At 40.7% G+C, this 24150-nt stretch carries 19 protein-coding genes and 1 pseudogene; all 20 read left to right on the top strand.

Annotated elements, in window-relative coordinates:
- Positions 1-2 precede the first annotated feature (2 nt).
- The 20 genes and pseudogenes from flhA to QFZ72_RS17875 all read left to right on the top strand — a co-directional run bounded on the left by flhA (position 3) and on the right by QFZ72_RS17875 (position 23965).
- A complete protein-coding gene (gene flhA, locus QFZ72_RS17970) occupies positions 3-2036 on the top strand; it encodes a flagellar biosynthesis protein FlhA (RefSeq protein WP_307435901.1) in 2034 nt (677 codons plus the stop codon).
- Complete coding sequence (gene flhF, locus QFZ72_RS17965; protein WP_307435899.1) at positions 2033-3127, top strand: flagellar biosynthesis GTPase FlhF; 1095 nt, start codon at positions 2033-2035, stop codon at positions 3125-3127. The genes flhA and flhF overlap by 4 nt, the downstream gene beginning before the upstream one ends.
- A gap of 5 nt (positions 3128-3132) precedes the next feature.
- Positions 3133-3969 (top strand): MinD/ParA family protein, encoded by an 837-nt coding sequence (locus QFZ72_RS17960; RefSeq protein WP_307435896.1) that lies wholly within the window; start codon positions 3133-3135, stop codon positions 3967-3969.
- A 34-nt stretch (positions 3970-4003) separates the two neighbouring features.
- Positions 4004-5056 (top strand): protein-glutamate methylesterase/protein-glutamine glutaminase, encoded by a 1053-nt coding sequence (locus QFZ72_RS17955; protein WP_307435893.1) that lies wholly within the window; start codon positions 4004-4006, stop codon positions 5054-5056.
- A gap of 14 nt (positions 5057-5070) precedes the next feature.
- The gene (locus tag QFZ72_RS17950; RefSeq protein WP_307435891.1) at positions 5071-7071 is read left to right on the top strand and encodes a chemotaxis protein CheA; all 2001 of its coding nucleotides are present in this window, start codon (positions 5071-5073) and stop codon (positions 7069-7071) included.
- Between the two features lie 27 nt (positions 7072-7098).
- Positions 7099-7561 (top strand): annotated as a pseudogene (locus QFZ72_RS17945) (chemotaxis protein CheW).
- An 11-nt stretch (positions 7562-7572) separates the two neighbouring features.
- Positions 7573-8202 (top strand): chemotaxis protein CheC, encoded by a 630-nt coding sequence (locus tag QFZ72_RS17940; RefSeq protein WP_307435888.1) that lies wholly within the window; start codon positions 7573-7575, stop codon positions 8200-8202.
- 3 nt (positions 8203-8205) lie between these two features.
- Positions 8206-8703: a chemotaxis protein CheD gene (locus QFZ72_RS17935; RefSeq protein ID WP_307435885.1), complete on the top strand. Its 498-nt coding sequence runs from the start codon at positions 8206-8208 to the stop codon at positions 8701-8703.
- A gap of 47 nt (positions 8704-8750) precedes the next feature.
- Positions 8751-9518: a FliA/WhiG family RNA polymerase sigma factor gene (locus tag QFZ72_RS17930; protein WP_307439839.1), complete on the top strand. Its 768-nt coding sequence runs from the start codon at positions 8751-8753 to the stop codon at positions 9516-9518.
- Positions 9519-9563: 45 nt separating this feature from the next.
- The gene (locus QFZ72_RS17925) at positions 9564-10037 is read left to right on the top strand and encodes a DUF6115 domain-containing protein (RefSeq protein ID WP_307435882.1); all 474 of its coding nucleotides are present in this window, start codon (positions 9564-9566) and stop codon (positions 10035-10037) included.
- A 152-nt stretch (positions 10038-10189) separates the two neighbouring features.
- Positions 10190-10888: a 30S ribosomal protein S2 gene (gene rpsB, locus QFZ72_RS17920; RefSeq protein ID WP_223442384.1), complete on the top strand. Its 699-nt coding sequence runs from the start codon at positions 10190-10192 to the stop codon at positions 10886-10888.
- A 173-nt stretch (positions 10889-11061) separates the two neighbouring features.
- Positions 11062-11943, top strand: coding sequence for a translation elongation factor Ts (gene tsf / locus QFZ72_RS17915; RefSeq protein WP_307435878.1), 882 nt, complete (start codon positions 11062-11064; stop codon positions 11941-11943).
- A 147-nt stretch (positions 11944-12090) separates the two neighbouring features.
- A complete protein-coding gene (gene pyrH / locus QFZ72_RS17910) occupies positions 12091-12813 on the top strand; it encodes a UMP kinase (protein WP_223442392.1) in 723 nt (240 codons plus the stop codon).
- 2 nt (positions 12814-12815) lie between these two features.
- The gene (gene frr / locus QFZ72_RS17905) at positions 12816-13373 is read left to right on the top strand and encodes a ribosome recycling factor (RefSeq protein ID WP_223442395.1); all 558 of its coding nucleotides are present in this window, start codon (positions 12816-12818) and stop codon (positions 13371-13373) included.
- A 124-nt stretch (positions 13374-13497) separates the two neighbouring features.
- Positions 13498-14271, top strand: coding sequence for an undecaprenyl pyrophosphate synthase (locus QFZ72_RS17900; protein ID WP_307435870.1), 774 nt, complete (start codon positions 13498-13500; stop codon positions 14269-14271).
- Positions 14272-14286: 15 nt separating this feature from the next.
- Positions 14287-15081, top strand: coding sequence for a phosphatidate cytidylyltransferase (locus QFZ72_RS17895; protein ID WP_307435867.1), 795 nt, complete (start codon positions 14287-14289; stop codon positions 15079-15081).
- 223 nt (positions 15082-15304) lie between these two features.
- Positions 15305-16450 carry a 1-deoxy-D-xylulose-5-phosphate reductoisomerase gene (dxr, locus tag QFZ72_RS17890; protein WP_307435863.1) on the top strand — a complete coding sequence of 382 codons (1146 nt, stop codon included), beginning with the start codon at positions 15305-15307 and terminating at the stop codon, positions 16448-16450.
- Between the two features lie 15 nt (positions 16451-16465).
- Complete coding sequence (rseP, locus tag QFZ72_RS17885) at positions 16466-17728, top strand: RIP metalloprotease RseP (RefSeq protein ID WP_307435860.1); 1263 nt, start codon at positions 16466-16468, stop codon at positions 17726-17728.
- Positions 17729-17831: 103 nt separating this feature from the next.
- A complete protein-coding gene (locus QFZ72_RS17880; protein ID WP_307435857.1) occupies positions 17832-19535 on the top strand; it encodes a proline--tRNA ligase in 1704 nt (567 codons plus the stop codon).
- A gap of 125 nt (positions 19536-19660) precedes the next feature.
- On the top strand, positions 19661-23965 hold the full coding sequence (locus tag QFZ72_RS17875) for a PolC-type DNA polymerase III (RefSeq protein ID WP_307435853.1): 4305 nt from the start codon (positions 19661-19663) through the stop codon (positions 23963-23965).
- Positions 23966-24150 lie beyond the last annotated feature (185 nt).

Below are 24150 nucleotides of genomic sequence, written 5' to 3'. Positions count from 1 at the left end.
CCATGCAAGCTCGAGATTTATCTGTTCTATTAAGTGTTATATTGATTGTTGCAATGCTGATTATCCCATTTCCAACATGGCTCTTAAGCCTGCTGATTATGATAAATATCACTCTTGCCCTGCTCGTTCTTTTAACGTCAATGAATATGAGGGAGCCGCTTGATTTTGCTATTTTTCCCTCTTTATTGCTGCTGCTGACTCTCTTTCGTTTGGGGTTGAATGTTTCTACTACCCGTGCGATTCTCTCACATGGAGAAGCAGGCGGTGTTGTTGAAACTTTTGGAACGTTTGTAGTTGGCGGAAATATATTAGTAGGATTTGTTGTATTCCTTATCCTGATTATCATTCAGTTTGTTGTGATCACGAAGGGATCGGAAAGGGTATCTGAAGTTGCAGCAAGATTTACCCTTGATGCAATGCCGGGAAAACAGATGAGCATAGATGCAGATTTAAATGCAGGCGTAATCTCTGAGCAGCAGGCCCGCACCCGCCGTGAAAAAGTATCCAGGGAAGCAGATTTCTACGGAGCTATGGACGGAGCGAGCAAATTTGTAAAAGGAGATGCGATTGCAGGAATTATCATCGTCATTATCAACATGATTTTCGGAATTATTATTGGAATGATGCAGCTTGGCATGGGCTTTGGAGATGCAGCAGCTCATTTTACAATGCTTACAGTTGGTGACGGTATTGTCAGTCAAATACCTGCCCTGCTTATTTCAACTGCAACCGGCATAGTTGTGACCAGAGCTGCTTCAGACGGCAATTTAGGAACAGACATTACTAGTCAATTGTTTGCCTATCCGAAAATGATGTATGTCGCAGCATCAACCATTCTCCTGCTCGGTATTTTTACTCCAATTGGTTTATTTGTTACAGTTCCAATAGCTTCAGCATTTGGTTTTGGAGGATATTTTATTTCTAAATCAAAACAAGATCAGCTGAAATTGGAAGAAGAGGTTGAAGAGGAAGTTGAGATTGATGAAATGAAAACACCTGAGAGTGTTGTTCAGCTGCTGAATGTCGATCCAATTGAATTTGAATTTGGATACGGTCTGATTCCGCTTGCTGACACGAACCAGGGCGGTGATCTGCTTGACCGGATCGTGATGATAAGGAGACAGCTGGCCATTGAACTCGGACTTGTGATTCCTGTTGTAAGAATACGCGACAATATCCAGCTTCAGCCCAACGAATACAGGCTAAAGCTGAAAGGAAATGAAGTAGCCAAAGGCGAGGTTCTTCTAGATCACTATTTGGCAATGGCCCCGGGAATTGAAGATGATTCCATTGAAGGGATTGATACGATCGAGCCTTCATTTGGGCTTCCTGCAAAATGGATCAATGAAGAAAACAAGGATGCAGCTGAAATGTACGGCTATACGGTCGTTGATCCACCGTCGGTTGTATCTACCCATATTACAGAAACGATCAAACAATATGCTCACGAACTGCTTGGCCGGCAGGAGACAAAACAGCTTATTGACCATTTGAAAGAATCATATCCGATTTTGGCAGAAGAGGTTACGCCATCTCCTCTTTTAATCGGCGATATTCAAAAAGTACTTGGAAAGCTATTAAAAGAAAAGGTGTCAATCCGAAATTTGCCGGTGATTTTTGAATCTTTAGCAGATTACGGAAAAATGACATCCGATACAGAATTATTAGGAGAATACGTTAGACAGGCACTTGCAAAACAAATAACGAGCCAGTATTCATCAGGTGAAATATTAAAAGTAGTGACCCTTTCTGGAAGAGTTGAAAAAGCTGTTGCAGAAGGAGTGCAGCAAACAGAGCATGGAAATTACCTGTCTATTGAACCGGATATCTCTCAAGCTATTATTGAATCAATTGCTAAAGAAATCGAACAATTAGCCCTGCAGGAGCAGCCACCGATTCTTCTTTGCTCGCCCGCAGTAAGAATGTATGTCAGACAGTTAATAGACCGCTATTTTCCTCAGCTGCCGGTGCTCTCCTATAACGAGCTTGAGGCCAATGTGGAAGTTCAAAGTGTCGGGGTGGTGAATATCGCATGAAAGTAAAGAAATATATTGCTCCAAATATGCAGGAAGCAATGAAAAGAATAAAAGACGAGCTTGGTCATGATGCCGTGATATTAAACTCAAAGGTTGTTCATACCGGCGGAGTCTTCGGTCTTTTTATGAAAAAAAAGATTGAAGTGATTGCCGGACGCGATCCGGACCCGAGGATAAGAAGAAGTCATTTGAAACCTGAATTGATGAAAGCTGAGCCAGAGGCAGCAAATAAGATTAATCATGAGCAATCCCTGATATCGGAGTTGCTTGAGCTGAAAAACCTCCTGAAATCTTTAAGTATAAATGAACAGCAAAAGGGATTTCCTCCACATTTGATAAAACTGAATCAAATTCTTCAAGATAAAGAAATAGGTTTAGCCAGCAGATCTGACATACTTTCGGAATTGCCAAATGACGTGTCTTGGCAATCTCCTCCTGAATTTCATTCAGAAGTGATCAAGGTGATGGAGAAGAAGATGGGTCATTTGACGTTCGGAGGGATTTCCTACCAAAAGAAATATATTAATGTTGTCGGGCCAACTGGTGTCGGCAAAACAACTACACTTGCTAAGCTTGCAGCCGAAAGCATGCTGAAAAATCATAAAAAAATTGCATTCATCACAACGGATACATACCGGATCGCGGCAATCGAACAAATTAAAACATATGCCAACATATTAAATGCACCGCTTGCAGTCTGTTATTCCATTGAAGATTTTCAGAGAGCAAAAGAAAAATTCGAGGATATGGATATGGTTTTTATTGATACGGCCGGCAGGAATTTCAGGAACAGGCAGCTTGTCAATGATTTAGAAAAGCTGATTGATTTCACGGAAGAAATGGAAACATTCTTGGTCCTGTCTGTTACATCCAAACTAAATGACATGCTTGAAATACATGATAATTTCTCATCCATTCATATCGATAAAATCATTTTTACAAAGCTTGATGAAACAAATACAAAAGGATCCATGTATGATTTTATCCTTTCTGCTGAAAAAGGTGTTGCCTACATGACGTACGGACAGAACGTTCCGGATGATATCCTGATTGCTACTGAAAAACTGACAGCTGAAGAGATTATGAGGTAAGAAAGATGGATCAGGCGGAGCAGTTAAGACTGCACTTACAGCAAATGAATAAACCTAATGCAAAATCCATTGCTGTCATCAGCGGAAAAGGCGGAGTCGGCAAATCGAACTTTTCAATCAATTTTGCTATCAGGTTAGTAAAAAATGAAAAACGCGTGCTTGTGCTTGATTTAGATATTGGATATGGAAATATAGACATCCTTATTGGCCAATCGAGCGATGCTTCTATCTTAGACTTTTTTAATCAAAAAAAAGAGCTGGATGAAATGATTTATTCAGGCCCCGGCGGATTTGATTTTATTTCTGGGGGTACCGGATTATCATATTTGTTCAAAATAGAGAAATGTCAGTTTGATTCGTTCTTCTCTAAACTCGAATCTTTGTTTAACAAATATGATTATATCATTTTTGATATGGGGGCGGGTATGACAGCCGAAAGCCTGAAATTTATTTTGTCAGCAGATGAACTGATGGTGGTCACAACATCTGAGCCAACCTCCATTACGGATGCCTATTCCGTCATTAAGCAAATAAGTATGCAAGATAAAAGCATCCCCATTTCAATTGTTGTAAACCGTTCTGATCATGCGAAAGCTGCACGTGAGACCTCAGTGAGAATGCAGGCTGCAATTGAACAGTTTCTTGCTATGAAAACGTCATATGCAGGATGGATGCCAGATGACCGGTTTGTTTCACAGGCTGTAATCAGACAGATACCATTTACTTTATTATTTCCTAAAAGCGCTGCCAGCAGGGCGCTTCATGAGATTGCTGACAATTACTTGGACCGGGGCAAAAAGGATTTGTCTCTCCATAAAAAACCTGTTTGGTTTCTACCCTAAAATGTCGCAATTGTTCAAAGGAGGCGGTTGTTGAATGAGCAAGATTACCGTTCTGGTGGTAGACGACTCTGCCTTTATGAGAAAGCTGATCACCGATTTTCTTGAAGAAAGCGGCTTTATAGAAGTTATGGCCACAGCGCGCAATGGTCAAGATGCCCTGTTAAAAATCGGTCAATTGAATCCTGATATCATTACGCTGGATATCGAGATGCCGGGGTTAAACGGTCTTGAGACACTGAAGAGGATTATGGAGGAATTTCCAAGACCTGTGATTATGTTGTCGAGCACTACTCAAGAAGGGGCAGATCATACCATTCAATCCCTGCAGCTTGGCGCAATTGATTTTATAGCAAAACCTTCGGGAGCGATCTCTCTTGATCTCCATAAAGTGAAACAGGAATTACTCCAAAAAGTGCAGGTGGCAAGTCATTCGCGTGTTAGAAAAATAATTAATGCGAATATTGATACCATTAAACATAAGAAGAAGCCTATCACGCAATCGAAAAGATACCGGCAGCATATCGTTTGCATGGGAACATCAACAGGCGGTCCAAGAGCTCTGCAGCAGGTTTTGCCCAAGCTGCCGGAAGACCTGGAAGCTCCGGTCTTTATCGTACAGCATATGCCGGAAGGATTTACAACTTCTTTGGCTGCAAGACTTCATTCTCTTTCAGCTGTCAATGTGAAAGAAGCGGAAGACGGAGAATTGGCTTTAAATGGAACAGCCTATATTGCGCCAGGCGGATTTCATATGAAAATTGAAAAGGCTAATAACGGGCTGATTATCAAGTTGAATAAAGAGTATCCGCGAAACGGCCACAGACCTTCTGTTGACACGATGTTTGAATCAATAAGCAGGCTTGAAAATATTCATAAAGTAGCTGTTATTATGACAGGCATGGGAGCAGATGGAACGGAAGGGTTAAAGAAATTAAAGCAGTCAGGAGATCTGCATGCCATCTCAGAGTCTGAAAAAACGTCGATCGTTTTTGGAATGCCGAAGATGGCCTATCAGACAAAAGCAATTGATGCAGTTGAAGATGTACAAGATATTGCAGCTTCTATTTTGAAATTTATTCGAGGCTAAGGGGAGTAACCTACATGGATATGAATCAATACTTAGAGGTCTTCATTGAAGAAAGTAAAGAACACTTGCAGTCTTGTAATGATAAGCTGCTCGAACTGGAGAAAAATCCTGGTGATTTATTCATCGTAAATGAAATTTTCCGTTCAGCTCACACATTAAAAGGCATGAGTGCAACGATGGGTTATGCTGATTTAGCCAATCTGACCCACCAAATGGAAAATGTGCTTGATGCCATCCGTCAAGAAAAACTGACTGTAACCGATGCCTTGCTTGATGTCGTATTTCAGGCTGTTGACGACCTTGAAGTAATGGTTTTATCCATTGCTGAAGGAGGTAGCGGGAAAAAAGATGTTGACAATGTTATTCGGCAGCTGAAAAAGATGGAAGTGGGCGAACCCGCAGGAATTGAACATAAAAGCGAAGAATCATCCCGCACTGCTATAAAAGAATTTGATGATTTTGAACGAACTGTGCTGCAGCAGTCAAGAGAGCAGGGTTTTCATACATACGAACTGACAATTCGATTAAGAGAAGATTGCCTCTTGAAGGCAGCGCGTGTTTTTATGGTTTTTGAAATAGCTGAAAAGCTTGGTGAAGTCATAAAATCCGTTCCTTCAGTCGATTTGCTGGAAGAAGAAAAATTTGATCACCAATTTCATCTCGCTCTTGTAACTAAGGAGTCAGCAAATGAAATAGAAAGACAAATCATGAAGGTTTCTGAAATACTATCTGTTGAAGTCTCGCATCTTTCGATTGTTGAGAGATTGATAGAAAAAGAAACTGTTCTACATAATGAAAGTGCAGCTGATACCGGACTTATTGCTGCAAAGGATGAAGCAGCTGTTTCTAAAGTAGCCGTGCAGGCAAGCTCAAAAACAATCCGCGTAAATATAGATAGACTTGACAGCCTCATGAACCTTTTTGAAGAGCTTGTGATTGACAGAGGGAGACTGGAGCAAATCTCCAAGCAGCTGAAAAATAGCGAGCTAAATGAAACAGTTGAACATATGACACGTATATCAGGTGATCTTCAAACGATTATTCTGAACATGAGAATGGTCCCTGTTGAGACAGTTTTCAACCGGTTCCCCCGTATGATCAGGCAGCTCGCCAAAGACTTAAATAAAAAAATTAATCTTGAGATTATTGGGGCTGAAACTGAGCTTGACCGGACAGTCATTGACGAAATCGGAGATCCGCTCGTTCACCTTTTAAGAAATGCCATTGATCATGGGATTGAATCACCTGAAACACGCCTTAAGCATGGAAAGCGAGAAGAGGGCAATGTTGTCCTTAGAGCATATCACAGCGGGAATTATGTCTTCATCGAGATCGAAGATGACGGAAACGGCATTAGCAGAGAAAGAGTTTTAAAGAAAGCAATTGACAGGGGAATTGTATCGGAAAAAATGGCAGGTACACTTTCTGATAAGCAGGTATATGAATTGATTTTCTCATCTGGGTTTTCTACAGCTGAAACAATATCAGATATATCCGGGAGAGGTGTAGGACTGGATGTGGTCAAAAATACAATTGAAGCTCTTGGAGGTTCGATTTCAATTGATTCAGCTGGAGGAGCAGGTTCGTTATTTTCTATTCAGCTTCCGCTTACGCTTTCAATCATATCTGTCATGCTTGTCAAGCTTGCGAATGAAACATTTGCTATTCCGATTTCCTCTATTATTGAAACGGCAGTGATCAGCAAAGATGAAGTCATGAGTGCACATAATCAGAAAGTCATCGATTTCAGAGGCAGAATTGTTCCGCTGATTTCCCTAGCAGAAGTTTTTGAAGTGCCGGATGAAAATGAAGAAGACTCACATCTTGCGATTGTCATTGTAAAAAAAGGGGATAAAACGGCTGCGCTTGTGGTGAACTCATTTATTGGCCAGCAGGAAATTGTCTTAAAGTCACTCGGTCATTACCTGAACTCTGTTTTTGCAGTATCAGGTGCAACGATTCTGGGCGATGGTCAAGTAGCTTTAATCATTGATTGTAATGCTCTTATCAAATAGTTTATTCAAGGAATAGGAGATATAGAAATGACAGATGCGATCAAAAAACAGATGAAAATGATTGTTTTTCAATTAAATCACGAAGAATACGGAATTTCAGTCGATAAAGTGCGCTCTATTGAAAAAATACTGGCCCATTACACGTGTTCCCGGAACAGAGCCTTTTGTTAAAGGTGTGATCAATTTAAGAGGCATTGTCACGCCAATCATTGATTTGCGCACGAGATTTGATATGCAGCAGGAGCCATTTTCAGATAGTTCCAGGATCATTGTTGCTGTTTTAGATCAATATGAAGTTGGATTAATTGTCGATGCCGCCAATGATGTTATCGATTTGGAAATGGATGAAATTGAACCTGCTCCTGAGGTTGTCGGTGCAGTAAAGGCCGATTATGTAGAAGGTGTTGCTAAAATTGACAGACGGCTGATTATCATCCTTGATTTGAATAAAGTATTGGCAGCAGACAATGCGCATGCCCTTCAATCATAAGGTTCTTATGTATGAATGATTTCAATCAGCTTACTGCTCTGCATTTAGATATTTTAAAAGAAGCTGGCAATATTGGAGCCGGTCATTCGGCTACAGCCCTTTCCGCTCTTTTAAACAAAAGAATTGAAATGATGATTCCTGATGTCAGCCTGCTGTCATTTAATGAACTTACAGAACGGTTAGGCGGGCCGGAAATGGTTGTGGCAAGTCTTTATTTAAGAATTGAAGGCGATTTGCCAGGCTCTATGTATTTTATTTTATCGGTTGAACAGGCAGAAAGATTTATTCGGAATTTGACGCAGGATCAAGCATTTAAAATAGAAAATATTGAACAGGAAGAAATAGGGACATCTGCCCTCAAGGAGCTTGGAAATATAGTGGCAGGATCATATTTGACTGCATTGTCAGACTTTACAGGCCTAAGTCTTTATCCGTCTGTTCCAGGCCTTTCAATTGATATGTTCGCAGCTGTCATTACACATGGGCTGATCGAGCTCTCCCATGTGAGTGATTATGCCATTGTCATTGATACAGCAATCGAAGAAAGCGGCAATGAGAGCAGAGAAGTGATTCAAGGTCATTTTTTCCTTTTGCCGGACCCGGACTCTTTTGACAAGCTCTTCAAATCAATAGGGGTATAAAGCATGACTCAAATAGTGGAGATTGTAAAAGTCGGAATAGCAGTAAAAGATGTAGTAGAGCCGCCAAAATGGATTCGAACCTCAGGCCTTGGTTCTTGTGTGGGGCTTGTACTTTATGATGAGTTCAGAAAAATAGCAGGGTTGGTGCATGTTATGCTTCCTGATTCAGCCCTCGCCAAGTCAGGTATACAAAATCCTTCTAAGTATGCGGATACCGCTGTCAAAGAACTTATCAGACAAATGATTGCCAGCGGAGGACGCCGCGGATTGTTAAAAGCGAAGCTTGCAGGAGGCGCGCAAATGTTTCAATTCCAGTCAGCAACCAGCTTGATGCGCATCGGTCCAAGAAATGTAGAAGCAATTCTCGAGCAGCTTCATCAAATGCGTATTCCCGTTGTCAGCATGGATGTGGGGGGAAGCAGCGGGAGAACAATTGAATTCGATCCCTTCACCTGCATGATGCATATAAGAACTGTCAATCAAGGATCGAAAACGATATAAAAAACACATCAGAAGTTAAAATCACAAATCAGAAGGGGAGAAAAATGATACAAGCAGCAAAAATCGAAGAACAAGAGTATTGGGACAAATGGATTCATTGCCGTGACAATGATGCGTGCGATGCACTGATCAAAAGATACATACCGCTTGTAAGCTATCATGTGCAGCGCATCTCAGTGAGTCTGCCAAAATCAGTGAATAAAGATGATTTAAAAAGCATCGGAATGATCGGGTTATATGACGCCCTTGAAAAATTTGATTACAAAAGGGATTTGAAATTTGAAACATATGCGTCATTTCGGATAAGAGGCGCCATTTTGGACGGACTCAGAAAAGAGGATTGGCTGCCGCGAAGCTCAAGAGAAAAAGCTAAAAAAGTTGATGCAAGTATAGAGCGTCTTGAGCAAAAATATTTGCGGAACGTGCTGCCCGGCGAAGTTGCAAAGGACCTGGAAATGTCTGAGGATGAAGTGACGCACATTATGAAAGAAGGATTCTTTGCAAATGTTCTTTCTATAGACGACCAAAACCACGATCACGATGAACAGGATCACCATTCGAAAATGGTCCTGAAAGATGAGAAATCTATATCACCCGTGGAAAAAATGGTAAAAGATGAGCTGATTCAGCAATTAAGTGAAGTCATCGTCGGCCTCTCTGAAAAAGAACAGCTTGTGGTCAGTTTATTTTATAAAGAAGAACTGACCCTTACAGAAATCGGACAGGTGATGGGGCTTTCGACCTCGCGTATTTCTCAAATTCATTCTAAAGCTTTATTTAAATTAAGAAATTTACTGGAAAAAATCATTCATTAATGAAAACGCACCATACGTCTTGAAAAAAGTGAGTGAACAAATTTTATGACAGCCGTTTTACTGGTTTTCAGCATGATTCTTCATGCAGCAGGTTTTTATTTAATTGCCCTTTTATATATAAGATATCAATCAGTTAAAAAGTCAGAGGAAAAACAAGCGGCTATGCTTGAAGAAGCAGAGCAGTCGCTTGCAGCTTATTTAATTGACTTAAAAGATGAGAACGAAAAACTGATAAACGAAATAAAGATGTCAAGACTGAAAGATATTAATATAGGTAGAAACACCTCTCATTCTAAAAAAGCAGAGACTGAACCGGAAGATTCTGATTTTCCTGTTCATGCGATAGATTATGAGGATCACCTGGAGCTTTCGAGCAGCAAGGAAACGGTTCATCCTCAATCTGATGAGGAAAAGGTTATTTCCCTTTATCAAAAAGGGTATTCTTCTGAGGAAATAGCGAAAGAATTAAAAAAAGGAATAACAGAAATTGAGCTTTTGCTTAAATTCCGTCATAACTAGTCGATTTTTGCTTGCTTATGATCAGTCCTTATGATATATTAATTTTTGGTGTTAATACACACGCCATAGATTTGGGCATTGGTGCTGTTTTAAACAGTTTTGCCTAAAGATGATATGTGCGGAGGAGCAAAAACCATTTAGGAGGAAATATCATGTCAGTCATTTCAATGAAGCAATTACTTGAAGCAGGTGTTCACTTCGGTCATCAAACACGCCGCTGGAACCCTAAAATGAAACGTTACATCTTCACAGAGCGTAACGGCATTTACATCATCGACCTTCAAAAAACAGTTAAAAAGGTTGAAGAAGCTTACCAATTCACGAAAGAACTTGCTGCAAACGGCGGTACAATTCTTTTCGTTGGTACAAAAAAACAAGCTCAAGATTCTGTTAAAGAAGAAGCTGAGCGTTCAGGCATGTACTTTGTTAACCAACGCTGGTTAGGCGGAACGTTAACAAACTTTGAAACAATTCAAAAGCGCATCAAACGTCTGAAAGACATTGAAAGAATGCAAGAAGACGGCACTTTCGAAGTACTTCCTAAGAAAGAAGTTGTTCAGCTTAACAAAGAGCTTGAGCGTCTTGAAAAATTCTTAGGCGGAATCAAAGACATGAAAGGTCTTCCTGATGCATTGTTCATCATTGACCCTCGCAAAGAGCGTATTGCAGTTGCTGAAGCACGTAAATTAAACATCCCGATCGTTGGTATCGTTGATACAAACTGTGATCCTGATGAAATTGATTACGTTATCCCTGCAAATGATGATGCAATCCGTGCAGTTAAGCTTTTAACTTCTAAAATTGCTGATGCAATTCTTGAAACAAAACAAGGTGAAGAAACAACTGCTTAATTAGGTAAAGCAAAGGTGATAAGAGGGGAATGCCTTTTATCACCTTTTTTAAAGAGGCTTTTTCCAAACGGGAAAAGCCGCCCTTTAAATATGCTAAAGTAAACTGCATTCATTCATGAATGAAAATAATACATATCGCCGAAGACGGCCACATAATAAGGAGGAAAACTCTCATGGCAATTACTGCTCAAATGGTAAAAGAACTACGCGAAAAAACAGGTGCAGGCATGATGGACTGCAAAAAAGCATTAACAGAAACAAATGGTGACATGGAAAAAGCAATTGACTTCCTTCGTGAAAAAGGAATCGCTTCTGCATCTAAGAAAGCAGACCGCGTTGCTGCAGAAGGCTTAGCACTTGTTAAGTCTGAAGGCAATGAAGCTGTTATCCTTGAAGTAAACTCAGAAACTGACTTCGTAGCTAAAAACGAAGGCTTCAAAGAACTTCTTGATGCACTTGCTTCACACTTGCTTGCTAAAAAACCTGCAAACCTTGACGAAGCTATGACTCAAACAATGGACAACGGATCAACAGTTGCTGATTTCATTAATTCTGCAATCGCTAAAATTGGTGAAAAAATCACGCTTCGCCGCTTTGAAATTGTTACAAAAACAGACAGTGACGCATTTGGTGCTTACCTGCACATGGGCGGACGCATTGCTGTATTAACTGTTCTTGAAGGTACAACTGAAGAAGAAATTGCGAAAGATGTTGCAATGCATGTTGCTGCAGTTAACCCTAAATACATCGGACGCGACGCTGTAAGTGAAGAAGAAGTTACTCGCGAGCGCGAAGTATTATCACAGCAAGCTCTAAATGAAGGCAAGCCTGCTAACATCGTAGAGAAAATGGTTGAAGGCCGTCTTGGCAAATTCTTCGAAGATATTTGCCTTCTTGAACAAAGCTTCGTTAAAAACCCTGATTTAAAAGTAAAACAATTCGTGGAATCTAAAGGCGCTTCAGTGAAGAGCTTTACTCGCTACGAAGTTGGCGAAGGCATTGAAAAACGCCAGGATAATTTCGCTGAAGAAGTTATGAACCAAGTCAAAAAATAATCAAGTCTGTTCCTCCGGCTAAAGCATGGCTTTAACCTGCGGCAGAAAATGAGTAAATGAAAGACAGGGAACACACATCTGTGTTCCCTCTTTTTAAAAATCATTTACACGGTACTTAGATCTATTGGAAAAGACTTGGAGGTCATTATGAGCACACCTAAATATAATCGTATTGTACTTAAATTAAGCGGTGAAGCTTTAGCTGGAAATGACAGCTTTGGCATAAAGCCTGCCGTTATTCAATCAATTGCTAAACAAGTAAAGGAAATTGCTGAACTGGATGTTGAAGTAGCTGTTGTTGTCGGCGGCGGAAACATTTGGCGCGGCAAGATCGGCAGTGAAATGGGCATGGACCGTGCAACAGCAGACTATATGGGAATGCTTGCAACTGTCATGAATTCACTAGCGCTTCAGGACAGCCTTGAAACATTCGGCATTCAGACCCGTGTTCAAACTTCAATTGAAATGCGTCAAGTAGCCGAACCCTACATAAGAAGAAAAGCAATCAGACATCTTGAGAAAAAACGGGTTGTCATCTTTGCTGCCGGTACAGGAAATCCGTATTTCTCAACTGATACAACAGCTGCATTGCGTGCTGCGGAAATTGAAGCAGATGTCATTCTAATGGCAAAAAACAACGTAGACGGAGTTTATACGGCTGATCCTAAAAAAGATTCAACGGCTGTTAAATATGAAACACTTTCCTATTTAGATGTTTTAAAAGAAGGTTTGGAAGTAATGGATTCAACTGCTTCATCACTTTGTATGGATAATGATATTCCGCTTATTGTCTTCTCAGTTATGGAAGAAGGAAACATTAAACGTGCGGTATTAGGCGAAAATATCGGAACTATTGTAAGGGGGAAATAATCATGGCAAAACAAGTGCTATCACAAGCGAAAGACAAAATGGAAAAAGCAGTATCTGCATTTAACAGAGAGCTTTCTACTGTTCGTGCAGGCCGTGCGAATGCATCATTGCTTGATAAAATCGTTGTAGATTATTACGGTGCTCCAACACCAGTAAACCAATTAGCTTCTATTAATATTCCTGAAGCAAGACTGCTTGTTATTCAGCCTTATGACAAAACGGTTCTGGGCGAAATCGAAAAAGCAATTTTAAAATCAGATCTTGGATTAAACCCGACAAATGACGGATCTTTAATTCGTCTTGCTATCCCTGCACTTACTGAGGAACGCCGCAAGGAGCTTGCAAAGCTTGTGAAAAAATATGCTGAAGAAGCTAAAGTTGCTGTCCGCAATGTTCGCCGGGATGCAAATGACGACTTGAAAAAGCTCGAAAAAAATGGTGAAATCACAGAAGATGAACTGCGCAGCAACAACGACAATGTTCAAAAAGCAACAGATGATTTCATCAGCAAAATTGATGCAATTGCTAAAGATAAAGAAAAAGAAATCATGGAAGTTTAAGAAAAAACTCTGTACAATGGAATTGTGCTTAAAAGACCCTCTAATGTTTACAGGGGGTTTTTTTGTTAATACTGTTAACATCGTTGCAGTATATGAGACCGCAGAATGGTGATGGAGGAATCACATGCTCAACATACTGAAAAAATGGAGAAATCCTGCCCGCGAGCAAACGGAATTCTCAAAAGAAGAAATTCTGAAAAGGGAAATCCCGGAACATATTGCAATCATTATGGATGGTAATGGACGCTGGGCCAAAAAAAGAGCTCTTCCCAGAATTGCCGGACATCATGAAGGCATGAAAGTTGTAAGAAAAGTAACAAAACTTTCGAATGAACTTGGAGTTAAGGCCTTAACTTTATATGCTTTTTCTACTGAGAACTGGAAAAGGCCTAAAACAGAAGTAGATTATCTGATGAAACTGCCGGAAGAATTTTTGGGCACCTTTCTTCCTGAACTTGTAGAAGAAAATGTTCAAGTGAGAATTATTGGAGAAGAGTCAAAAATTCCTGAACATACTCTTCGCGCTGTGCAAAAGGCAAAGGAAGATACTATAAATAATAATGGTCTTATCTTAAATTTCGCCCTGAATTATGGCAGCAGAGCGGAGATGATTCATGCTGTTAAAGGAATTGTGCAAGATGCAAAAAATGGCGACATTAGCTCTGAAGACATTAATGAGGCATTATTTTCTCAATATTTAATGACGAAAGACATGAGAGATCCGGATTTGCTCATTCGAACAAGCGGAGAAATCAGACTGAGCAATTTCATGCTTTGGCAGCTTGCTTATTCCGAATTTGTCTTTACAGACGTGCTTTGGCCGGACTTTAGCGAGGAGCATTTACTTGCGGCAATTAATGAATACCAGCATAGGGGTCGAAGATTTGGCGGCTTATAAGATGAAGGTGACAGCGTGAAACAAAGAATTGTAACTGCAATAATTGCTTTGGCCGTTTTTTTGCCGGCCGTTATTTATGGTCGTGCCCCTTTTACTATTTTTATATACTTATTAGCTTCCATCGCCCTGTATGAACTGCTGAAGATGAAGCGGATTTCCATATACAGTATACCGGGGCTGCTCAGTTTATTATTGCTATGGGTTCTATTAATCCCCAGTAACTACATAAACTTATTAGATGAATACAGCATAACCAAAATCGAGTTTGCGTTGCTTGTTGTTCTGTTTTTTTTATGCTATACCGTTGTGACAAAAAACAGATTTTCCTTCGATGATGTAGGATTCACCATAATAACAACAATGTATATCGGGATCGGATTTTTTTATTTTATTGAAATGAGAAACATTGGCCTTTATCCTATCATTTATGCTCTATTGATTATATGGGCTACAGATTCAGGAGCTTATTTTATCGGTAAATCAGCGGGCAAAAGGAAGCTGTGGCCGGAAATAAGTCCTAACAAAACGATAGAGGGATCAATTGGAGGAATCTTCTGCGCCGTAATAATCGCGTGGATTTTTCAATATTTCACTGCCTTTGCAGAGTCCTATTTAAGCATCACGCTAATCACAGTTTTGCTGTCTATTTTTGGACAAATAGGGGATTTGGCTGAATCAGCGTTAAAGCGCCATTATCAAGTAAAAGATTCAGGGCATATCCTGCCTGGGCACGGGGGAATATTGGATCGCTTTGACAGCATGATTTTTGTATTGCCGATCATGCATTTCTTGTTTTTGTTTTTTAACTAAGGCTGTTTTCGTAAACTTAGCTGCTTTCCCAGGTCGGTTAAAATCGGCTTTGGATTTTTTGCAGTTATTCATCGTATCTTAATGTACGCCGTATCTGCCTGCTTGGGAAAAGAGCATGATATGGACTTGTATATGTGAACCAAATAAGAATACGTAAAACAATCAATTCTAAAACGGCCTTTACTGAAGAGAATGTCTGTAACAAACGAATGGGAGTGACATGGTGAAGAAGATTAGCTTATTGGGTGCAACAGGCTCAATTGGTCAGCAAACCCTGGATGTAATTAGATCACATCCCGATCAATTTCAGCTTGTTGCTATGTCTTTTGGAAGTAATCTGGAGCTTGGAAGAAAGGCTATTTCCGATTTTTCTCCCAGCCTGGTAGCTGTAAATGAAATCCATGTATATTCACAGCTGAAAGAAGAATTTCCCAACATAACATTTACATATGGTGCTGAAGGTCTAATAGAAGCAGCTGTTATCTCAGAAGCTGAAATTGTAGTGAATGCAGTTGTCGGAAGTGTTGGTCTTTTGCCGACTTTAAAAGCAATTGAAAGCAGAAAGACAATTGCCCTTGCAAATAAAGAAACACTGGTAACTGCAGGTCATCTTGTAACAGAACACGCCAGAAAATATGGTGTAGCCCTTCTGCCTGTTGACAGTGAGCATTCTGCTATTTTCCAGTGTTTGCAGGGAGAAAATCCCAAATCGCTGGAAAGATTGATTGTGACAGCATCCGGCGGAAGCTTCCGCGACAGAAAGCGCGAAGAATTAGCAGATGTTACAGTTGACGCGGCACTCAATCATCCGAATTGGTCTATGGGTGCTAAAATTACAATCGATTCTGCTACTATGATGAACAAAGGTCTTGAAGTCATTGAGGCACACTGGCTCTTTGATCTTCCGTATGAAAAGATCGAGGTGCTGCTTCATAAAGAAAGCATTATTCACTCTATGGCAGAGTTTCATGATCGAAGTGTTATTGCACAGCTCGGATCACCGGATATGAGAGTTCCTATTCAATATGCATTATCCTATCCAGAAAGACTGCCGCTTTCTTCAACTAAGCAATTAAATCTATGGGAAGTCGGCAAGCTGCATTTTGAAAAAGCGGACTTTGAGAGATACCGCTGCTTACAATTCGCCTATGATTCAGGTAAAATAGGTGGTACAATGCCAACTGTGCTGAATGCCGCAAACGAAGAAGCAGTCGGAGCATTTTTAAAAGGACAAATTGCCTTTCTTCAAATTGAAGATCTCATCGAAAAAGCTTTGGCAAAACATAGTGTGATATCAAACCCGGATTTGCATATCATTCAGGAAGTGGACAAAGAGACTAGACAATTTGTTCAAACATTATATTCATAAAGGTGGTCATGAAACGTGAATACCGTTTTAGCGTTTGTTATTATTTTTGGAGCACTCGTATTCTTTCACGAGCTGGGACATTTAGTTTTAGCAAAACGGGCAGGTATTTTATGCCGTGAATTTGCAATCGGGTTTGGACCGAAAATCTTTTCATTCATGAAAGATGAAACCGTCTATACCATCAGACTTCTTCCCCTTGGCGGATTTGTCCGCATGGCTGGTGAAGATCCAGAAATGATAGAAGTGAAGCCTGGATATAATGTAGGTTTGCTGTTTAATAAAGAAAATAAAGTTGAAAAAATCATCCTTAATAATAAGGAAAAATATCCTCGTGCAAGAGTCATTGAAGTAGAACAGGCTGACCTTGAACACAAAATGTTCATTTCAGGCTATGAACAGGGCGAAGAGGATGAAATTCTGAAAAACTTTGAAGTAAGTGAAAAATCTTTCTTCATTGTAGATGGTTCAGAGGTTCAAATTGCCCCCTATAACCGCCAGTTTGGTTCAAAAACGCTCAGACAGCGGACAGCGGCGATTATTGCAGGCCCGCTTATGAATTTTATTTTAGCGTTTGTTTTATTATTTTCTCTTGGGTTTATTCAAGGGGCTCCAATTGATGAACCGATTTTAGGGAAGCTCACGCCGGATGGCTCTGCTGTAGAGTCGGGACTTAAAGAAGGCGATGAAATTACATCCATTGAAGGAAAAGTGATGTCTTCATGGAAACAAGTCGTTTCAGTAATTCAGGCAAATCCAGAGCAAGAATTGACTTTTGCTATTAACCGAGGCGGTCAAAACCTTGAAGTGGAAGTGGTTCCGGAAGCAAGTAAAGTTGGAGAAGAAACAATCGGCAGAATTGGTGCTTACAATCCTGTTGAAAAATCTTTCGTCGGCTCATTGGAATATGGAGTAACGGAAACGTTCAATTGGACAAAGGAAATAGTGCTCGGTCTTGGCAAATTGGTCACTGGGCAGTTTTCGATCGACATGCTTTCAGGTCCGGTAGGAATTTATGACATGACAGATCAAGTCGCAAAAACAGGCATCATCAACTTAATGAGCTGGGCTGCCATTTTGAGCATCAACTTAGGAATTGTCAATCTGCTTCCGATTCCGGCACTGGACGGGGGAAGGCTATTATTCTTCCTGGTCGAAGCGCTTAGAGGCAAACCGATAGACCGCCAAAAAGAAGGGGTCGTTCATTTTATCGGTTTTGCTTTATTGATGCTGTTAATGCTTGTTGTCACATGGAATGATATTCAAAGATTCTTTTTATAAGACTTTGCTATGAATGAGAGGGCGCTGTCATTCTTTTAGGACCGTCGTCTCGTTTGGTTAAACCCGACTTTTAGAATGTATAAATAGATAGAGGTGCTTGAAGATGAAACAGAGTATGACATTTATTCCTACTTTAAGAGAAGTGCCTGCAGATGCTGACATTAAAAGCCATCAGCTTTTATTGCGTGCGGGCTATATGCGGCAAAATGCAAGCGGGATATACAGTTACTTGCCGCTTGCTTCCATTGTGCTTAAGAAAATCGAGCAAATTGTGCGAGAAGAAATGAATCGTGCAGGATCATCCGAGCTGTTAATGCCAGCTCTGCAGCAGGCAGAGCTTTGGGAGGAGTCAGGCAGATGGTATACGTACGGTCCTGAGCTTATGCGAATGAAAGACCGTCACAGCCGTGAATTCGCCCTTGGCGCAACACATGAAGAAGTCATTACTTCTCTTGTGAGAGACGAAGTAAAATCGTATAAAAGACTGCCTTTGAATCTATTTCAAATTCAATCTAAATTCAGAGATGAGAAACGTCCGCGTTTCGGTCTGCTTCGCGGCCGTGAATTTATTATGAAAGACGCTTACTCTTTTCACGCTTCTTTTGAAAGTCTTGATGAAGTGTACGAAAAGATGTTCCAGGCATACAGCAATATTTTCTCACGCTGCGGATTAAATTACCGTGCAGTAATTGCGGATTCCGGTGCAATGGGCGGGAAAGATACACATGAATTCATGGTGCTTTCTGAAGTAGGAGAAGATACGATTGCTTACTCAGATACCTCTCACTATGCGGCAAATATTGAAATGGCACCTGTCATTAATCATTATGAAAAAAGCGGTGAAGAAGCTCAGAGTCTTGAAAAGGTAGAAACGCCTGATCAAAAAACAATTGAAGATGTTGCATCTTTCTTGAATACAGCTAAAGAGCAATTAATTAAGTCTCTTCTTTTCAAAGTGGATGAGAAATTCGTATTAGTTTTAGTGCGCGGTGATCATGAGGTTAATGACATTAAAATTAAAAACATATACGGTGCTTCAATTGTAGAGCTTGCCACAGCCGAAGAGACAAAGCAGGCAGTCGGCGTAATGCCGGGCTATGTAGGTCCAGTTGCCGTCAGCTCAGAAGTAGAGATTATTGCAGATATGGCCGTTCAGGCGATTGTAAACGGCGTGTGCGGCGCTAACGAAGAGAACTTTCATTACACAGGCGTGAATATTGAACGTGATGCTAAAGTCTCTCAATTTACGGATTTAAGATTTATTAAAGAAGGAGACTTATCTCCAGATGGACAAGGTGTCATTCAATTTGCAAAAGGTATTGAAGTCGGCCACGTATTTAAACTTGGCACACGCTACAGTGAAGCTATGAATGCAACATTCCTTGATGAAAATGGAAGAGCTCAGCCGATGATTATGGGCTGCTACGGTATCGGGGTATCAAGAACCCTTGCAGCAATCGTTGAACAATTCAACGATGAAAAAGGAATTATATGGCCTGCAGCTGTTGCTCCATTCCAGGTTCACCTAATTAGTGCAAATGCCAAAAATGATGTACAGGCTGAATTAAGTGATAAATTATATGCAGATCTTAAAGAAGCTGGATTTGAAGTCCTTTACGATGACCGCAATGAACGTGCAGGAGTGAAATTTGCAGATTCAGATCTTATCGGCATTCCGGTAAGAGTCGTTGTCGGGAAACAGGCGGCGGACGGAATTGTTGAGATAAAGGTCCGCAAAACAGGTGAAGGAATGGATGTTTCTTTGTCTGATCTAACTGGGACCATTTCCAATTTATTATCCAATTAAAAAAGCATGAAGCACTGTTTTATTCATGTTATGATAAGTAAGTAAATAACACATTTAAAGGTACCTCGCAAAGAGCGAGGTACCTTCAATTATGAGGATCGATATTGTAAGAGGGGACGGTTAGAATGGACGAACTTTCGAAGGCTCAAAAAGAGCGATTTCAGCTTCTGCTGCAGCAAATCGATTTAACAGACGACGCTATTTTTAATCATTTCATAAATGGCGCGATCACAAAATTAACGGTCCATAAGCAGTCAAAGAAGTGGGAATTTCAATTTTTATTTGACAGGATCCTTCCTTTTGAAGTGTACCGGATTTTTTATGCGAAATTAACAAAAGCGTTCTCCCATATAGCTGATGTATCATTTAAAATCTCCGTTAATGATCAAACATTTGATGAGAAATTAATTGCAGACTATTGGTCGGTTTGTGTGCAGGAAATGCAGGGGATCTCTCCTCCAATGCTCTCATTGTTAAACGAACAAATTCCTGAAGTACAGGGACTAAAGCTGATTGTAAAAACGAGAAATGAAACAGAAGCGATGGCCATCAAGAAAAAATACACATCGGTTCTTCAGGATAGCTTTGCACAATATGGCTTTCCGCTCATTCAGCTGGATACAACTGTGAATATTTCAAAAGAAGAAATTCAAAAGTTCCAAGAACAAAAGAAGCTAGAAGATCAAGAGAAAATGATGCTTGCCATTACAGAAATGGATAAGAAAGATCAAGATCAGCAGGAGGCGCCTCAAGGTCCGCTGATGATTGGCTATGCCATTAAGAATGACGAGGAAATTAAACAGATCAATACAATTGAAGATGAGGAACGCCGTATAACCATTCAAGGTTATGTATTCGATGCTGAAACAAGAGAGCTTCGCAGCGGAAGAACGCTAAGCACATTTAAAGTTACGGACTACACAAATTCCATATTAGTAAAAATGTTTGCACGTGATAAAGAAGATGCCGTTCTCTTGCAAACACTGAAAAAAGGAATGTGGGTCAAAGTCCGGGGAAGCATTCAAAATGACACATTTGTAAGAGACTTAGTCATGATTGCAAATGACATTAATGAAATCAAGCCTGAAATTCGCAAGGATACGTCTGATGAAAAAAGAATAGAGCTTCATTTGCATACTCCGATGAGCCAGATGGATGCTGTTTCATCTGTCAGTTCTTTAGTCGGACAAGCGAGTAAATGGGGACATCCGGCTGTTGCAATAACAGATCACGCTGTTGCCCAGTCGTTTCCCGAAGCGTATTCTGCCGGCAAGAAAAATGGCATCAAAGTATTATACGGGGTTGAAATTAACTTGGTTGATGACGGAGTCCCGATTGCTTATAACGAACAGGACCGCTTCTTGCCTGAAGCAACATATGTCGTATTTGATGTTGAGACAACCGGCTTATCAGCTGTATATGATACGATTATCGAGCTTGCGGCCGTAAAAATCAGAAACGGCGAAATCATTGACCGGTTTGAATCGTTTGCAAATCCTCATCATCGTTTATCAGCGACAACAATAGAATTAACCGGCATTACAGATGATATGGTAGCAACAGCCCCAAATGTAGACGAAGTGCTGCGCAGATTTAAAGAGTGGGCAGGCGACGACATTTTAGTAGCGCATAATGCAAGCTTTGATATGGGCTTCTTAAACGTTGGATATAAACAGCTGCTTGGTGCGGGTAAAGCAGCCAACCCTGTCATCGATACTCTTGAACTCGGAAGATTTTTATATCCTGAACTGAAAAGCCACAGGTTAAATACACTTGCTAAAAAGTTTGATATTGAGCTGACTCAGCATCACCGCGCTATTTTTGACGCAGAAGCAACAGGATATCTCCTGCTCAGAATGCTGAAGGATGCTGCTCAAAAAGGAATTGAGAACCATAACCAGCTTAACGATAATATGGGGCAGGGCAACGCTTATCAGAGGGCGCGTCCTTATCATGCCATCTTGCTTGCTCAAAATGAAATTGGCTTAAAAAACTTATTTAAACTTGTTTCACTTTCTCATATTGACTATTTCTATCGTGTTGCACGCGTCCCGAGGTCTCAGCTTATCAAGCATCGAGAAGGCATTCTCGTGGGGTCAGCATGTGACCGCGGGGAAGTGTTTGAAGGCATGATGCAAAAGTCTCCTGAGGAAGTTGAAGATCTTGCAGCTTTCTATGATTACATTGAAGTGCAGCCGCCTGAAGTATACCGCCATTTAATTCAAATGGAGTATATCAAGGACGAACTGGCACTGAAAGAAATCATCACGAACCTTGTGAATCTAGGAGAGAAGCTTGAAAAACCGGTAGTTGCAACTGGAAATGTTCACTATCTTCAGCCTGAGGATAAAATTTACCGCAAGATTCTAGTAAACTCTCAGGGCGGTGCGAATCCGCTGAACCGCCACGAGCTGCCAAACGTTCACTTCAGGCCCACGAATGAAATGCTAGATTGCTTTAGTTTCCTCGGGAAAGAGAAAGCCCGTGAAATTGTCATTGACAATACGCATCGTGTATCAGAATTAATAGATGAAATTAAGCCAATCAAAGACGACCTTTATACACCTAAGATCGACGGAGCAGACGATGAAATCCGTGAAATGAGCTACAGTATGGCGAGAAGCATTTATGGTGATCACCTTCCGGAAATTGTCGAAGCAAGACTTGAAAAGGAACTGAAAAGTATTATCGGGCACGGCTTTGCCGTTATCTATCTGATTTCTCACAAGCTTGTTAAAAAATCTCTGGACGATGGATATCTTGTTGGTTCAAGGGGTTCTGTCGGTTCATCCTTGGTTGCAACGATGACCGAGATAACAGAGGTTAATCCACTGCCGCCGCATTATGTTTGTCCTGACTGCAAGCATTCTGAATTCTTTAATGATGGATCAGTAGGTTCCGGGTTTGATTTGCCGAATAAAGATTGTCCGGAATGCGGGGCAAAATATCATAAAGATGGACATGATATCCCATTTGAAACGTTCCTTGGATTTAAAGGAGACAAAGTACCTGATATCGATTTGAACTTCTCGGGAGAATATCAGCCGAGAGCACATAATTACACAAAGGATCTTTTTGGTGAAGATAATGTGTTCCGTGCCGGAACCATCGGTACAGTCGCAGAGAAAACGGCATACGGATATGTGAAAGGCTACGCAGGCGACAATAACTTAATGCTCAGAAATGCAGAAGTCGACCGTCTTGTTCAAGGCTGTACAGGCGTAAAAAGAAATACCGGACAGCATCCGGGAGGAATCATCGTTGTACCCGATTATATGGATATTTATGATTTTTCGCCGATTCAATTTCCGGCCGATGCTACAGGTTCTGAATGGAAAACAACTCACTTTGACTTCCACTCTATTCATGATAATTTGCTGAAGCTTGATATTCTTGGCCACGACGATCCAACAGTAATCAGGATGCTTCAGGATTTAAGCGGAATTGATCCGAAAACGATTCCGACTGATGATAAAGAAGTCATGAAGATCTTCAGCGGAACAGAATCACTTGGCGTAACAGAAGAACAGATTATGTGTAAAACCGGAACACTTGGAATTCCTGAGTTCGGTACCCGCTTTGTCCGTCAAATGCTAGAAGACACAAAGCCTACTACTTTCTCTGAGCTCGTTCAAATCTCGGGACTTTCCCATGGAACGGACGTATGGCTTGGGAATGCCCAGGAATTAATTCATGATAATACTTGTACGCTGAGCGAAGTGATCGGCTGCCGTGATGATATTATGGTTTATTTAATTTATCAGGGACTTGAACCTTCATTTGCTTTTAAAATTATGGAGTCTGTTCGTAAGGGTAAGGGGCTTACACCTGAGATGGTGGAAGAAATGAAAAAGAACGAGGTTCCTGACTGGTACATCAGCTCGTGCCTCAAAATAAAGTACATGTTCCCGAAAGCACATGCTGCAGCATACGTATTGATGGCTGTCCGTATTGCTTATTTTAAAGTGCATCATGCCCTGCTTTATTATTCTGCCTACTTCACTGTACGCGCAGATGATTTTGACATCGAAACGATGGTAAAAGGGTCTGAACCAATCAAAGCTAAGATTGTAGAGATCAATCAAAAAGGACTTGAGGCTTCTCCAAAAGAAAAGAGCTTGCTGACTGTTCTTGAACTTGCCCTTGAAATGTGCGAACGCGGGTATTCTTTTCAAAAAGTAGATTTATACAGATCAAGCGCGACAGACTTCCTGATTGACGGGAACTCTTTAATTCCGCCTTTCAATTCCATTCCAGGGCTTGGAACCAATGCTGCAATCAATATCGTGAAGGCAAGACAGGACGGAGAATTCCTGTCCAAAGAAGACCTTCAGCAGCGCGGGAAGGTGTCAAAGACAATTATTGAATATCTGGATAAGCAAGGCTGTCTCGAGTCACTTCCTGATCAAAATCAGTTATCTCTGTTTTAATTTTTTTGACGGAACTGTGACTTGGGAAATATTCACTGGATCATTTCAAAAGAAAAATCTTGCATTATCGTCTGGAATACCTTACGCGGTTTGATTTTAATTTGCAATAAATGGCCGGTTATGTTATATTTTTTATGGAAATGCTAACGATAGTTAGAGGCAGAGAGTGGGGCAACCCACTCTTT

Origin of the sequence: Bacillus sp. V2I10 (genome assembly GCF_030817055.1) — a bacterium.
In the GTDB taxonomy this organism is placed as follows: domain Bacteria; phylum Bacillota; class Bacilli; order Bacillales; family Bacillaceae; genus Bacillus_P.
Note: the sequence above shows the minus strand (reverse complement) of the source record. Positions and strands in the feature narration are given on the sequence as shown.